The following is a 13517-nucleotide window of genomic DNA, read 5'->3' on the forward strand; positions in this document are numbered from 1 at the left end:
AACGGATTCGATCTTGAAACAGCAGCAAGCTGCTGTTACAAGATCGGCCGCCGATGCCGGAATTATACCAGCTTAAGTAGAGCTTGTATACCTGTTAGGATAATCCCTATTATAAAACCACAAACCGCTCCGTTCACACGAATCCATTGTAAATCTTTTCCTACACCATTTTCCATCATATCAATTAGAGTTTCGTTGTCTAGCTTATCTAAATTTTCTTGTACAAGATTGCCGATTTGCGTATGATTATTTTCAATGAGAACAGTAATTTGTTTCTGTATCCAATGATCAATGTGGGTGCTATTTTCTTTAATATTGTCTAGTGTGTGATGAATCATTGGAGTCAGATAAGTATCCATGAAATGTTCATCTTCGACGAAATCCAATGCTTCTTGTTGAATTTGTTGTAGACTTCCCGTTATTGTCGCCTCAGGCTCCCATTTTGTTAGAAGTTGTTTTTTCCATTTTTCAACTCCTTCTAACAGTTCCCGGTTATGGTTAATGCCTTGTATCTCTTTCCTGATATATAAGATTAAAGCCTCTCTATTTGGTTCGTCCTCGTTTTGTAAATTATTTACGACACTTAATAACAGGTTTTGTATGATATTCCCAAGTTTCTCTTCGTTAAGTAGACTTTGAATGGATTTAACGGCAAACTGAAGCATACCTTCCAGTTCAATCTTACTAAGTACATCCATGGAAACAGTGCCTAGTTGGTGACTTGTTTGTTTTTTTCCTAACCAATCTTCAGCTTTTTTCAAAACATGATCCAAAGCCTTCTTATCAAACTCTTCGTTAAGTAACTGTGAACTTACTAAATGTAGAATCTTACTCATGTCTATGTTAGAAAGTGATGCTTTAATTTTTTTTGCAACGAAAGGTGTAATCTTTTCAATATCTATATAACCAATCATTTGCTTGATAAGTTTAATCAGGACTTTTCTAAAAGTATCACTTTGTATCTCTTTTACTAAAATAGGGATCAATTTTTCAGTAAAAGGAATATGTTTTACTTTGTCCTGAATACTTTCCTTAGAAAGCCAGTCGTTTTTTAACATCGAAACAAGTGCATTTGTCATTCTTTTACGATTGTTGGGCAAAAGCGCTGTATGGGGGATTGGTAATCCAAGCGGATGGCGGAATAATGCAGTGACTGCAAACCAATCTGCTAATCCGCCAACTAAACCAGCCTCAAATCCTCCATGTAATAAATCTAGCGGCAATGAACCTTGAAATGGAGTGGTTGCAATATAACCCAACCCCATGATAATTAGTGAATACCTAGCAATTTTTCTTGACGATTTTATTTTTGGTGACATTATATTCCCTCATCCTTAAAATGATATTCAATTACTATATCCAAATCATTAGCAAGAGTTTTATGTCTTACTTTTATCTAGTAGTATAGCAGGTAGTTCAAAAAATTACCCCCAACAAAGTCAGTAAGTTCATTTACTCAGGGGAAAGGCATATCACTTATACCTTAAAATGCATCTCAATATAAATCGAACCCACAATCATTAATATTTCACGTTTGAATTTTTTGTTATTTCCCCTTTAACTTTTCAATATGCAGATAGTTCATTCACAATAAAAAAAGCCGATTTACTCAATCGGCTTAATCCACTAATTTAATTAAAAGAGTCAAAAGAGCCCTCCAGATTATCGGTTTTTTGGATCATATACATCATTATTATGCGCCTATTTTTATCGAATTATTTTTAGCGTTCTCTCCATTTTTTTTATCTTTCATGCGACTGAAAATAAAGGCTAGAACGGAGCCTGATATATTATGCCAAACGCTGAAAATGGCACTAGGTACCGCGGCCAAAGGCGAGAAATGAGCTGTTGCTATAGCTACACCTAAACCAGAATTCTGCATGCCAACCTCCATTGCCACTGCTTTCTGTTTAGCTAAATCCATTCCGCATAAACGAGCAAAGAAAAAGCCGAGGAAAAAACCAAGAACATTATGAAGAACGACTACTGCAAAAATCAGCAATCCTGTTTTAGCCAGCTGTGCTTGGCTGCCAGCTACTACAGCAGATACGATCAGAACAATAGAAATGACAGATACTAGAGGCAAGGCCTTTGCACCAACCTCTGCCTGTTTGCCGAAAAACTTTTTAACAACAAATCCAAGCATCAGTGGGATAATCACCACTTGAATGATAGAAATAAATAATGATCCAATACTAATATTAACCCATTTACTTGCCAAGAGCAGAATAAGCAGGGGGGTTACGATAGGTGCTAGAATAGTGGAAACAGAAGCAATGGCAACTGCAAGCGCAACATTTCCTCTCGCAAGAAACACCATGACATTTGAAGCTGTTCCACTTGGGCAACATCCAACCAAAATAACACCAACAGCCACTTCTTTCGGTAAATCGAACCCTATTGCTAATGCAAACGCTAATAATGGCATAATGATAAAGTGTCCTGCTACCCCTAGTGCTACTTCTTTCGGTCGACGGAAAACTTCTTTAAAATCCGCTGCTGATAGTGTAAGTCCCATGCCAAACATGACAATTCCTAATAACGGGACAATATAGGCTCCAATCCAAATAAAATGATTAGGCATGATATACGCAATAATTGCGAAAATAATGACCCATAAGGTAAACGTTTTACCAGCAAATGTGCTGATTTTCTCTACTAACCCCATAGTGACCTCCTAGATGTTTTAAAATAAATCAATTATAATTTATATTCAGAATATTTAAAACCCTTTTATGTAATAAAAAGTGTCAATGCGTTTCTAACCAGCCATTTGGGAATCAATTTACTACTTCTTTTTATGTTTATGAAGATTAACTTTAATAAAAAAGCGGACAAGGTTTTAAAAACTTTGGTCGTCGCTATTTTTATTAGATAGGCCTATATATTATTGGCAAACTAATTTATAAGGAAAGTAACCACTGGTTTTCTAGAGCGCGAATTAGTATTTGTTGTTTTAAATGCTCAATTATTGCTATTGTATGAATAGCTAGGGTTATTAAATGAAGTGGAGATGTGGTTTCTTTGATACATATATTAATTGCTGATGATGATCGTCATATTAGAGAATTATTAAAATTTCACTTAGAAAAAGAAGGGTACATGGTGTTCGAAGCAAAGGATGGAAATGAAGCTTCATCATTACTAGAGAAAGAACGAATCCATCTTGCTGTTGTAGATATTATGATGCCGTATAAAAACGGACTGGATCTTTGTAAGGAAATACGGGATCAATATGATCTACCGGTTATTTTATTGACAGCTAAAGATCAACTTATCGATAAAGAAAAGGGGTACTTTGCTGGTACTGATGATTATCTGGTCAAGCCATTTGAACCCCGAGAGCTATTATTTCGAATTAAAGCTCTTTTGCGCAGGTATCGCATGGTTAATTCTGAATTGATTTCCTTGAATCAAACGGTTATTGACCGTAAAAGTTATGAAGTGCGAATAAAGGGGAATACGTTGCTCCTGCCGCTTAAGGAATTTGAGCTACTAGCTCAGCTGGGGAGTTTTCCTGATCAGGTCTTTACACGTGAGCAGCTTATTGAACTGGTGTGGGGTGCTGACTTTGAAGGGGATGATCGGACGGTTGATGTCCATATTAAACGGTTAAGGGAACGTTTTGCCGGGCGTACCGATGATTTTGTGATAACGACTGTCCGTGGCTTAGGTTATAAACTGGAGGTCAATAAGAAGTGAAAACACTCTATTTCAGGATTGTTATTCAAACTATTTTGATTATGGTGCTTGCCAGTGTCATCGCATTTTTAATTTCCAATGTCTATTATCATAAGGTTCAGAAACCACACAATGGCGAGAAGATAAGCAAAGTTGCTGGTGAGATCGTCTCTTTATATGAAGAAAATCCAGGTCAGGATATTGATGCGTATTTAAATCATATAGCAGGATTGCACTATCAAATGTATTTATTTAATGAGCAGGGTGAAGGGACTTTATATGGGGAGCCGTTTCGGGATACAACTTTGGATTCAGACATTATTTCAGGAGTTTTGAACGGGAAAACCTATCAAGGGATAGCTAATTATAATAATGGGCTATTTATTACGGGGTTTTTTGAGGATGTATTAATCAATAGCATTGGGGTCCCAATTAATGTGGATGGCGAGAAATATGCCTTGTTTGTACGGCCGAATATAGAACTGCAGTTTGGAGAGTTCCGCTTTTACCTTTCTGTTTTGCTCGTACTTACACTCCTACTCAGTTTTTTATTTGTGATTATTAACACGCGTTTCATTGTTAAGCCAATTACGAAATTAACAGAAGCCACAAAGAGAATCGCTGATGGGAATTATAGTAGTAAGTTGAATGTTACCCGCAGTGATGAAATTGGGGATTTGGCTAAACATTTTACGAAAATGACTCAAAGCATACAGCGGTTAGATGATATGAGACAGGAATTCGTTTCAAATGTTTCTCATGAAATTCAATCTCCACTCGCATCAATACAAGGTTTTTCTCAAACCCTTCAATCGGAGGAATTAACAAAGGAACAAAGAAATGAGTACTTGTCTATTATTGAAAAAGAGAGCCGGCGCATGTCCTTGTTGAGTAAACAGCTCCTAATGCTTGCTTCCTTAGATAAAGAGGATGACGCGCTGCAACGGTCTAGTTTTGATTTAGCACAACAAATAAGGCAAGTGATGTTTATGCTGGAATGGAATTGGCGGGAAAAAGATATGGTGATTGAAATGGATTTACCATCAACCGTCGTTTCTGCAGATGAGAAACTTTTAAATCAAGTATGGACGAATTTGATAACCAACAGCATTAAATACTCCGAAAGCGGCAGTTCGATCGTTATTCGACTCAAAAAAATGGGTAACTTTGTTGAAGTGATGATTTCAGACACGGGTATGGGAATTCCAGAAGAAGACCTCCCTTATATCCTTGATCGCTTTTATAAAGTAGATAAAGTGAGAAATCGCAGTGAAACAGGAAGTGGCTTAGGACTTTCGATAACGAAGAAGATGGTTGAACTACATGGCGGAACGATTGAGGTTCAAAGCGAACTTGGCAAAGGGACCACTTTTTATATCCGTTTGCCCCTTATGTAATCATTCGTTCATCTTCCATTCATATTGATTGATTACAATCAATTCATACCGGTTGAAGTACATCTGGATCGGTAATAAAAGGAATGGGAGATGAAATAATGTTTTTAGCAATACGTGAACTAAAGCATTCAAAGTTACGTTATCTGCTGATTGGACTGATTATGGTATTGGTCGCTTTGCTTGTCTTTATCATTTCAGGATTAGCCAATGGACTTTCTTCAGATAATGCTTCATCCATACAAAATATGAAGGCCGACTATTTCGTAATGGAGCATGACTCTAAAAATAAATTGAACCGATCGATCATATCCATGGAAAAGCTAGATGAAATCCGGGCTTCATCGGATGTTAAAGCAGCCGAAGGACTTGGGCAAATGATGATCACATTGAATAAAGTCGGCTCATCGGAGAAAACGGATGTCACGATTTTTGCGACCAATGCTAGTGGTATTTTAGCACCGAAGGTCATAGAAGGAACGAACTATGACAATAAGAAACAAGGTGAAGTAGTTGCAGATAGTTCTTTAAAAGAAGTTGGTTATAAATTAGGTGATTCACTTAAAGATGATCTATCAGGTAAGGTTTTCACCATTGTTGGTTTTACTGAAAAGCAGTCTTACAGCCATTCACCGGTAGTTTACATGAATGTTAAGGGATGGCAGGAGATTAACCCAGCATTGAAAAATCAAGGGAATGATTCAATCAGCACGATAGCCGTGCAAATGGATTCAAAGGCAGAAGAAAATGTACGTGAATCATTGCCTGAAGACCTAACACTCATTTCGAAAGATGAATCCCTTCAGAGTATACCAGGGTTCAAAGAGGAACAGGGTACATTGACGATGATGATTGCCTTTTTGTTTGTTATAGCAGCTTTTGTTTTGGCGGTGTTCTTCTATGTCATTACTTTACAAAAAACGAATCAATTTGGTGTCCTTAAGGCACTTGGAGCTAATACGAGTTTCCTTGCAAAAAGTATCGTTGGTCAGGTTATGCTACTTGCCGTGGCATGTATAGCCATTAGTGTTGCACTGACATATGGTGTCACTTTAATTATGCCAGAGGGAATGCCATTTGAATTGAGTACCAATTTGGTTATTAAATATTCCCTGTTACTTTTGGTTGTATCCGTATTGGGTTCACTGCTATCACTATATCGAGTAGCGAAGATAGATGCGATCGAAGCAATAGGGAGGGTATCATGATGGGGGATAAACTATTATTTGAAAACGTCAGTAAGATTTATGGGGAAGGCGATAATAAGGTGACAGCTCTTGATAATATTTCCCTGAATGTGAGAGCGGGGGAATTTGTTGCCATCGTGGGTCCATCTGGCTCAGGAAAAAGTACTTTTCTTTCCATAGCAGGTGCGTTACTTTCCCCAAGTAAAGGTCGCTTACTGCTGAATGATGAGGATATTACATCACTATCTCCAAAGAAATTGACTCGAGTGCGCCTTGAAAAGATCGGGTTTGTATTCCAATCGTCGAATCTTGTTCCATATCTAACAGTACGAGATCAGCTTCTGCTCATTTCTGAACTGATTGGCAAACGGGATAAAAAAACTATGAAAAAAGCGGACGAATTGCTTAGCCACCTTGGACTTGGACATCGGGCAGATCACTTGCCAGAAGCACTGTCGGGCGGAGAGCGGCAGCGTGTAGCCATCGCCCGTTCGTTGATGAATGATCCTGAAATCATTTTAGCGGATGAACCAACCGCAAGTCTTGATTCCAAAAGAGGCAGGGATGTTGTTGAAATGCTTGCTCATGAGGTGAAGTCAAGAAATAAAGCGGCCATCATGGTAACGCACGATGAAAGAATGTTAGATTTATGTGATCGAGTGGTCAATATTACAGATGGCAAGGTTTTTGGGTGAAAAAGTTAAACGTAAACACATTTTCATGATTTGAGTTATTACAATAAGCGCTGATATATTCCGATGTAACTGATAAATAGGCCGCCGCTTCTCCAAAGGAATTAGGAGAGGCGGCGGCCTGAATTTTTGGGAACCTTGTTTAGTTAAATTCAAAAACAAGATGAACTTTACTATTTGAGAAAAACTAATCCTAATGGACAGTAAGCAGCTGAATTCTAGTTGGAAACAGTAGTCGATATAAATACTTTATAGAACGGACTTAAATTATGTAAGGAAAGACGGAAAAGGTGATCTCCTAGTATATTTTATAAACGGCTATAAGATAGAAAAAGGATACTATGCTGGTATACCTGACCGTTATCTTCGGATTAAGGTGTTAGGGTAGGGGGGCATGTTTTATTATCTTAAAAAACAAACAGTGATAGGTTGCCTTCACACCTGATTCATCTTGGTATTTTGTTTCGTATATGTTGATTAACTCTCGAAAAAAAGAAGGGCGCTGGCAGTAGATTTCTTTGTTGCTGTTAGCTGCACCAATCTTTTTAATTGAAGTGAAAAATTCACGTACTGTCTGAAAGTACTCTAGTTCAAGCTTTTCTAATTTTGTTATCTCTAATGGAAATGCTGATGAAAAAGGGATTGCTTCTTCACAAATTTGGGATAATTCTTCTAGAGCGTAAAACATTTGGCCTGGTGAACTATCAATTGAAAGTTGAAGCTTTTCTTTCGCATATTCATAGGACATATGAAGCTCCTGAAAGGTTTTAATTCCAAACGTTGAAAATATCAGGTTGCCTTCAGGCGTTAATCGTGTAAACAATTGTTCAATGGTCCCAGGAAGATTATTCAGCCATTGAAACGTTGCATTAGAAATAATTAAGTCGTAATTTTCATTAAGCGTCATTTCTTCGATATCAGCACATAAAAAAGTAACACGGTCTTCCATTGTTATTCCTTTCGCCATTTCAACCATTCCTGGTGCTAAATCAACAGCGGTAATATAAGCATTAGGAAATGTATTAACGAGTAACCTGGTTAAGTAACCAGTACCGCAGCCAATTTCAAGGATGTTAATTCTTTGTTTGCTGTTTTTTTGAGGGAGCAAATCCACTAATTGTTTCGCCATGTTTTTTTGAACATTGGCATATGTATCATATGTTTTCGCATGTTCACTGAATCGCTTACTTAACAATTGTTTATCAATCATGAATGTACTCCTTTTGAATAAATGTTTTTATAAGCTGCACACATTCCTGTGGTTTTGTGAAAAATGGAATATGACCAGCGCCTTCGATAATATGAACCTCGGCTTTCCCACCCAGATTTTCTTTAATGAAAGATGAGGCTTCGAGTGGACAAATTTTGTCTTCTCTCCCATGGATCAATAAAATGGGAGTTTCAATCTGGTCGAGCTTTACTCTAACATCTTTCTGAAGTAAATAATCCAAACCTATAAGAAGCGAAAATACGTCATCCCCATGAAACTCGCTTTGAATTGTCGTGATGAATTGATGATAAAAACCTTCTTCTTTTTCAGCTTCGGAAAACATTGCTTCATAGAAAGAAGTCAAAGTCTTCTCTTTATTGCGCTGCAGTTGTTTCTTCATGCGCTCGACCATTCGTGGATCCCAGCCAAATGAATAATTATCTCCTGTGGTAAACCGACTTGTTGCGCCAATTAGTATAAAACCTTTTATTTTTTCTCGATACGAACTTGCAAGTTCAAGTGATAATAGAGATCCTAATGACCAGCCAAGTAAAAAAACAGGACCATCAATAGAAGCGATTGTGTCTATGACTCGTTCTTCAAAGTCATTTAGTGTTTTCATATCTCTCCATTCTATGAATGAGAGGTGAAATACTTCTGACAGCGGTTTGATTAACTGTTGAAACGCATCTTTTTCCATTCCCCAGCCAGGAAGCATGACTAAATTCGGCTGTTTCATTAAATAACACCCATTTCTTTTCCAATGATCGAAACTTTTTCAACTGCCCAATCAAGATCTTTTTTATCGTGGAGAGCTGTTACAGTAAAACGGATTCTCGCCTCATTTTCAGGAACGGTCGGCGGCCTGACAGCAATAGCTGCAATTCCTTCTTTCTGCAAACGTGTGGCAAATTCCATCGCTTTTTCGTTTTCCCCGATGACGATAGGAACAATTTGTGATCGACTTCCACAAATATTAAACCCGTAATATGTGAGTTCTTCTCTAAAGTGTTCTGAATGTGTTTGGAGCAGTGAGCGGCGTTCTGGTTCTTGCTGTACAAGTTCTATCGCTGTTTTCATAGCACCGAGTATGGCCGGGGGGAGTGCAGTTGAATAAATGAATCCGCGCATGCGATTTTTTAAATAGTCGATGAGCCATTTTTTCCCGACGACATAGGCCCCGAATGAACCGAGTGCTTTACTGAATGTTCCCATTTGGATATCTATTTTATTTTGAAGATGGAGATGACCGGCATAACCTTCACCGTTTTTACCGTAGATGCCGCTTCCGTGTGCTTCATCAGTCATTAACATAGCGTTATAACGTTCTTTTAACCGAACAAGGTCTTCAAGATAAGCAAAGTCACCGTCCATGCTGAAGACCGTATCCGTCACGATTAATTTACGTGCTTCCATCGATGATTTTTTCAATAATGCTTCTAAATGATCTAAATCATTATGACGATAGCGTAGATGCTTTGCACGGCTTAAGAGAGCTCCATCGACAATGCTTGCATGATTCAATTTATCGCTATAAATAATATCGTTACGGGACAGCAGGGTGGAGATAATTCCAAGGTTCGCGTTATATCCACTGTTAATAATGAGTCCTGCTTCGGCTTTCTTCCAATTGACAAGAGCTTGTTCTGCTTGCTCGTAAAGAGGATGATTGCCAATAATTAAACGTGAAGCCGTTGCTCCTGCACCATAAGTATGTACTGCATCTACCATAGCCTTTTTCAGCCGCTCATCCCCTGCATATCCTAAATAGTTATTAGAAGCTAGATTTAGCATCCTGCACCCGTTGATCATAAGCCATGGCTGCTCGGCGAATTCCGTTGAAACGAGTTCACGTTTTTGCGATATCTCTTCTAAATAAGCCAGTTCTTTCTTAATTTTTTCTTCCCAACAAGGTAATTGTTTTTCACTGTGCATAGCCATTCTCCTTTTTATATGTTAACTAAAAATAATATAGGTTAACATATAAAACATTCTAATCATGACTCAATGAAACTGTCAAGCTTTGAAAAGGAACATGATAATAAATTGATTATCCATTAATCTAGGAGAAATCAAGGGGCGAAAAAAGACACTTATCATAAGTATGCTGTTGGTCATTTGAACCAGGTCGAGGAGCATGAAACTAACATAATAATAGGTTAATGAGAAGGAGACAGTGGCTTTGTTAAGCTAATGTATAAAAAAGCTTAGTGAAAATTAGTGTCTTTGTATGTATTAATCTTGTTCATTGAAGATAATCTAACTTCCAAGGTAGTCTTTTTGTTAAACCTTCAAATCTTTGAAGGATTAAATGGAATTCCATGTTACTATAGAGCAGTGAAATTAACCTATTTCTTTTCACATTAACCATTACATAAAGGAAGGTAATTAAATATGAAAAAGATTTCTTTAGATGTTTTCTTTATATTAATAGGAGCTTTTATTTTCGCTTTGGCAATAAATCTTTTCGTTATTCCCAATGAACTTGGTGAGGGAGGAGTCACGGGGATAACCATCATTTTGTTTTATCTTTTTGAATGGTCACCAGGGCTGTTAAGTTTGATTATTAACGCTTTCCTGCTCATTGTCGGTTATAAATATTTGTCGAAAATAACAACGGTTTATACAATCATAGCCGTTGCATTTAATTCACTTTTCCTCCATTTAACCGAAAGTTGGTCGATATCTTCAGATGAATTGGTCGTCAATGCGATATTTGGCGGTGTTTTTGCCGGTGCAGGTATTGGCATAATCATTCGAGTTGGAGGCACGACTGCCGGTACAACGATCTTAGCACGAATTACGAATAAATATTTGGGATGGAGCTTAAGCTATGGACTTCTGTTTTTCGATTTAATCGTTGCGTTCTCATCTTATTTTATTATTGGTGCAGAAGGTCTAATGCTTACTATCCTTATGCTTTATATTGGAACAAAAACGATGGAATTCATCATTGAAGGATTGAACCCGAAAAAAGCGATTACCATCATTTCAAAAGAAGCAGATCAGATTGCAAAACAAGTAACCGTTTTGATGGATAGAGGGGTGACTGTTTTTAGTGGTCATGGATACTATACAAAAGAATCCAAGGAAATCCTATATATTGTTATTAGTAAGCAAGAGGTACTCAAATTAAAGAGAATTGTACAGTCTACTGATAGAAGTGCTTTTATAGCCATACATGATGTTCGTGATGTATTTGGAGAAGGATTCTTAGATATTTCGAAGTCTTAAAACCATATTGAGGAGCCAATGTGGTTCCTTTTAATGGGGAATCTTATATAGTATTTTTGAAACATTTGATTTGGAACTAAAGAAATAATTGCAAAGAGCCTAAATAGGCTTTTTTTATTTTTCCAAAAAGAGAAAAATCTGTAAATTAAGAATAATTTGTTATATTATGTAAGTAAGAATCCAAACACCCTGAGGAGTGCAGCCATTAAATATGGAGGTGTGTCCAATATGATCCTTTTAAAAGTGGATGACAGAAAGTTTGGGAAAAGCAATATCAAGTACAGCATAGTTGATAAGGAAACGAATAAACTGATTATTAGTGGTGTGTTTGAAGAATTTGGACAAGCAAGTGATAAATATTATGAACTAAAGGATGAGTATGGTTCATCCAATGTGAAGATGGTATTGAAGTGAATAGAGGGGAGCCTTTGGGTTTCCCTATTTAAAACTTATTTAGAATAAATGTCCATTACGATAATTTTTATAATCAAATAAAGGAATAATCTTAGGTTTGTGAATCATATAATTAAGTAGACAAGGCTTATATCCTACTTGTTGTTTACAAAAAAATACAATTTAATTGTAAAGTATGGAATTTAGTGGTAATATAAAGCGCATAAATGAAAACGTTTACAGTGTTCATGTAAGGAGGTGATGTATAAAAGGTTGGATAGAATAATAATATAGTAGATTTAGAAGCGTATATTTTTTTATCATTTTATGCAAACGTTTTCTTGAATTTGCATAAGATCTTATGAAAAAGGGAGAGTTGGTAGGCATGAAACGTAAAAAATGGTACGGGGGAATCTTTTCTGTTTTATTAATTTTTAGTGTGATTTTGGCTGGATGCTCTTCTTCTACAGGTGGAGACAGTGACTCTAAAGACAAAGATAAAGTGACGCTGGATATCTTTCAATTCAAAGTAGAGTTTAAGCAGCAATTTGAGAATTTGGCAAAACAATATGAAAAAGAAAATCCAAATGTAAAAATCAAGATATCAACAGTGGGTGGTGGAAATGATTATAAATCAGCCATTACTGCAAAGTTTGCTTCAGGTGAGGAGCCAGCAGTTTTTAACATTGGCGGACCAATAGATGTTGAACAATATAAAGATAGATTATTAGATTTAAAGGATACAAAGGCTGCAGCTGCTGCGCTTGATGGTACATTGGATGGCGTGGAAGAGGACGGGCACGTTCTAGGGCTTCCATTTAACCAAGAAGGATACGGCTTGATTTATAACAAACGAATTTTTGAAGAAGCCGGAGTTAAACCTGAAGAAATTACTAGTTATTCAGCATTAGAGGCTGCGGTTAAAAAACTGGATTCACAGAAAGATAAATTGAAAATCGAGGCGGTTTTCGCTTATCCGGTTAAAGAGAAGTGGGTAACAGGAAACCACTTATCAAATGTCTTTTTAGCACCTGAATTTGATGGGAACGTATTAACTGCGAGCAAGTCACCAACCGTTAAATTTACGGATGGTGACAAGTTTAAGCAACTGGTCGATATTCAAAATAAATATTCCGTTCAGCCGACGGCAAGTCTAGATTATTCACAACAAGTGGAAGAGTTGTTCTCGCTTGAAAAGGTTGCAATCATTCAGCAAGGAAACTGGGTGTATAACACAGTGTACGATATGGATCCTGAGTTAGCCGAAAACGGTATTGGTATTATCCCGATTCCGAATGGGGATACAGCTGCGGGGATGCCAGTTGGGGTTCCAAACTATTGGGCAGTGAACAAAAAATCAGATGAAAAAGTTCAGGAAGAAGCGAAGAAATTCCTCGACTGGATGTATACATCTGATGAAGGAAAAAAAGCTGTTTTGGAGGATTTTAAATTCATTCCAGCTTATGAAGGGTATGACGTAGAAAAAATTGCCGATCCACTTTCAAAAGAAATTTATAAATATTCACAAGATGGAAAGACGACTGGCTGGGTTTTTAATGGATATCCAGTTGGTTGGAATGATGACCTAGGTGCAAGTGTCCAAAAATACGTAACTGGTAAACTAACATGGGATGAACTTGTGCAACAAAATATTGAAAATTGGGAGAAAATTCACAGTAAATAAGTATTCCGTAAAGGGGAAACAACCAATCGCCGTCGAAAGCTG

At 37.1% G+C, this 13517-nt stretch carries 12 protein-coding genes; 7 read left to right on the forward strand and 5 right to left on the reverse strand.

Annotated elements, in window-relative coordinates; genetic code table 11:
- Nucleotides 1-62 precede the first annotated feature (62 nt).
- Nucleotides 63-1319 (reverse strand): DUF445 domain-containing protein, encoded by a 1257-nt coding sequence (locus tag AKG34_RS00380; RefSeq protein ID WP_152952222.1) that lies wholly within the window; start codon nucleotides 1317-1319, stop codon nucleotides 63-65.
- A 374-nt stretch (nucleotides 1320-1693) separates the two neighbouring features.
- Entirely contained in the window at nucleotides 1694-2668 is a 975-nt protein-coding gene (locus tag AKG34_RS00385; protein WP_053344267.1) for a bile acid:sodium symporter family protein, read from the reverse strand.
- A 356-nt stretch (nucleotides 2669-3024) separates the two neighbouring features.
- Here AKG34_RS00385 and AKG34_RS00390 point away from each other — a divergent pair, with 356 nt between their 5' ends.
- The 4 genes from AKG34_RS00390 to AKG34_RS00405 all read left to right on the forward strand — a co-directional run bounded on the left by AKG34_RS00390 (nucleotide 3025) and on the right by AKG34_RS00405 (nucleotide 6957).
- Nucleotides 3025-3702, forward strand: a complete 678-nt coding sequence (locus AKG34_RS00390) for a response regulator transcription factor (protein ID WP_053344268.1) — start codon at nucleotides 3025-3027, stop codon at nucleotides 3700-3702.
- Entirely contained in the window at nucleotides 3699-5078 is a 1380-nt protein-coding gene (locus tag AKG34_RS00395) for a sensor histidine kinase (protein WP_053344269.1), read from the forward strand. The genes AKG34_RS00390 and AKG34_RS00395 overlap by 4 nt, the downstream gene beginning before the upstream one ends.
- Before the next feature lie 98 nt (nucleotides 5079-5176).
- Nucleotides 5177-6283: an ABC transporter permease gene (locus tag AKG34_RS00400; RefSeq protein WP_053344270.1), complete on the forward strand. Its 1107-nt coding sequence runs from the start codon at nucleotides 5177-5179 to the stop codon at nucleotides 6281-6283.
- Nucleotides 6280-6957: an ABC transporter ATP-binding protein gene (locus AKG34_RS00405; protein ID WP_053344271.1), complete on the forward strand. Its 678-nt coding sequence runs from the start codon at nucleotides 6280-6282 to the stop codon at nucleotides 6955-6957. Before AKG34_RS00400 ends, AKG34_RS00405 begins: the two co-directional genes overlap by 4 nt.
- Nucleotides 6958-7333: 376 nt before the next feature.
- Here AKG34_RS00405 and bioC read toward each other — a convergent pair whose 3' ends face one another.
- From bioC to bioF, 3 genes are read right to left on the reverse strand one after another with little or no spacing between them, the layout of a single operon-like run.
- Entirely contained in the window at nucleotides 7334-8164 is an 831-nt protein-coding gene (gene bioC, locus AKG34_RS00410; protein ID WP_053344272.1) for a malonyl-ACP O-methyltransferase BioC, read from the reverse strand.
- On the reverse strand, nucleotides 8157-8903 hold the full coding sequence (locus AKG34_RS00415) for an alpha/beta fold hydrolase (RefSeq protein ID WP_053344273.1): 747 nt from the start codon (nucleotides 8901-8903) through the stop codon (nucleotides 8157-8159). Before AKG34_RS00415 ends, bioC begins: the two co-directional genes overlap by 8 nt.
- The gene (gene bioF, locus AKG34_RS00420; protein WP_053344274.1) at nucleotides 8903-10099 is read right to left on the reverse strand and encodes an 8-amino-7-oxononanoate synthase; all 1197 of its coding nucleotides are present in this window, start codon (nucleotides 10097-10099) and stop codon (nucleotides 8903-8905) included. The genes AKG34_RS00415 and bioF overlap by 1 nt, the downstream gene beginning before the upstream one ends.
- A gap of 459 nt (nucleotides 10100-10558) precedes the next feature.
- Here bioF and AKG34_RS00425 point away from each other — a divergent pair, with 459 nt between their 5' ends.
- The 3 genes from AKG34_RS00425 to AKG34_RS00435 all read left to right on the forward strand — a co-directional run bounded on the left by AKG34_RS00425 (nucleotide 10559) and on the right by AKG34_RS00435 (nucleotide 13475).
- Nucleotides 10559-11398, forward strand: coding sequence for a YitT family protein (locus AKG34_RS00425; protein WP_053344275.1), 840 nt, complete (start codon nucleotides 10559-10561; stop codon nucleotides 11396-11398).
- Nucleotides 11399-11626: 228 nt separating this feature from the next.
- Nucleotides 11627-11812 (forward strand): hypothetical protein, encoded by a 186-nt coding sequence (locus AKG34_RS00430; RefSeq protein WP_053344276.1) that lies wholly within the window; start codon nucleotides 11627-11629, stop codon nucleotides 11810-11812.
- Nucleotides 11813-12176: 364 nt separating this feature from the next.
- Nucleotides 12177-13475, forward strand: a complete 1299-nt coding sequence (locus tag AKG34_RS00435) for an ABC transporter substrate-binding protein (protein ID WP_053344277.1) — start codon at nucleotides 12177-12179, stop codon at nucleotides 13473-13475.
- Nucleotides 13476-13517 lie beyond the last annotated feature (42 nt).

Source organism: Peribacillus butanolivorans (genome assembly GCF_001273755.1).
Taxonomy (GTDB): Bacteria; Bacillota; Bacilli; order Bacillales; family DSM-1321; genus Peribacillus; species Peribacillus butanolivorans.

Coding starts and splice junctions, on each gene's coding strand:
- AKG34_RS00435 (WP_053344277.1), top strand. CDS start 12,177: ATGAAACGTAAAAAATGGTACGGGGGAATCTTTTCTGTTTTATTAATT.
- bioF (WP_053344274.1), bottom strand. CDS start 10,099: ATGCACAGTGAAAAACAATTACCTTGTTGGGAAGAAAAAATTAAGAAA.
- AKG34_RS00400 (WP_053344270.1), top strand. CDS start 5,177: ATGTTTTTAGCAATACGTGAACTAAAGCATTCAAAGTTACGTTATCTG.
- AKG34_RS00385 (WP_053344267.1), bottom strand. CDS start 2,668: ATGGGGTTAGTAGAGAAAATCAGCACATTTGCTGGTAAAACGTTTACC.
- AKG34_RS00430 (WP_053344276.1), top strand. CDS start 11,627: ATGATCCTTTTAAAAGTGGATGACAGAAAGTTTGGGAAAAGCAATATC.
- AKG34_RS00415 (WP_053344273.1), bottom strand. CDS start 8,903: ATGAAACAGCCGAATTTAGTCATGCTTCCTGGCTGGGGAATGGAAAAA.
- AKG34_RS00425 (WP_053344275.1), top strand. CDS start 10,559: ATGAAAAAGATTTCTTTAGATGTTTTCTTTATATTAATAGGAGCTTTT.
- bioC (WP_053344272.1), bottom strand. CDS start 8,164: ATGATTGATAAACAATTGTTAAGTAAGCGATTCAGTGAACATGCGAAA.
- AKG34_RS00380 (WP_152952222.1), bottom strand. CDS start 1,319: ATGTCACCAAAAATAAAATCGTCAAGAAAAATTGCTAGGTATTCACTA.
- AKG34_RS00405 (WP_053344271.1), top strand. CDS start 6,280: ATGATGGGGGATAAACTATTATTTGAAAACGTCAGTAAGATTTATGGG.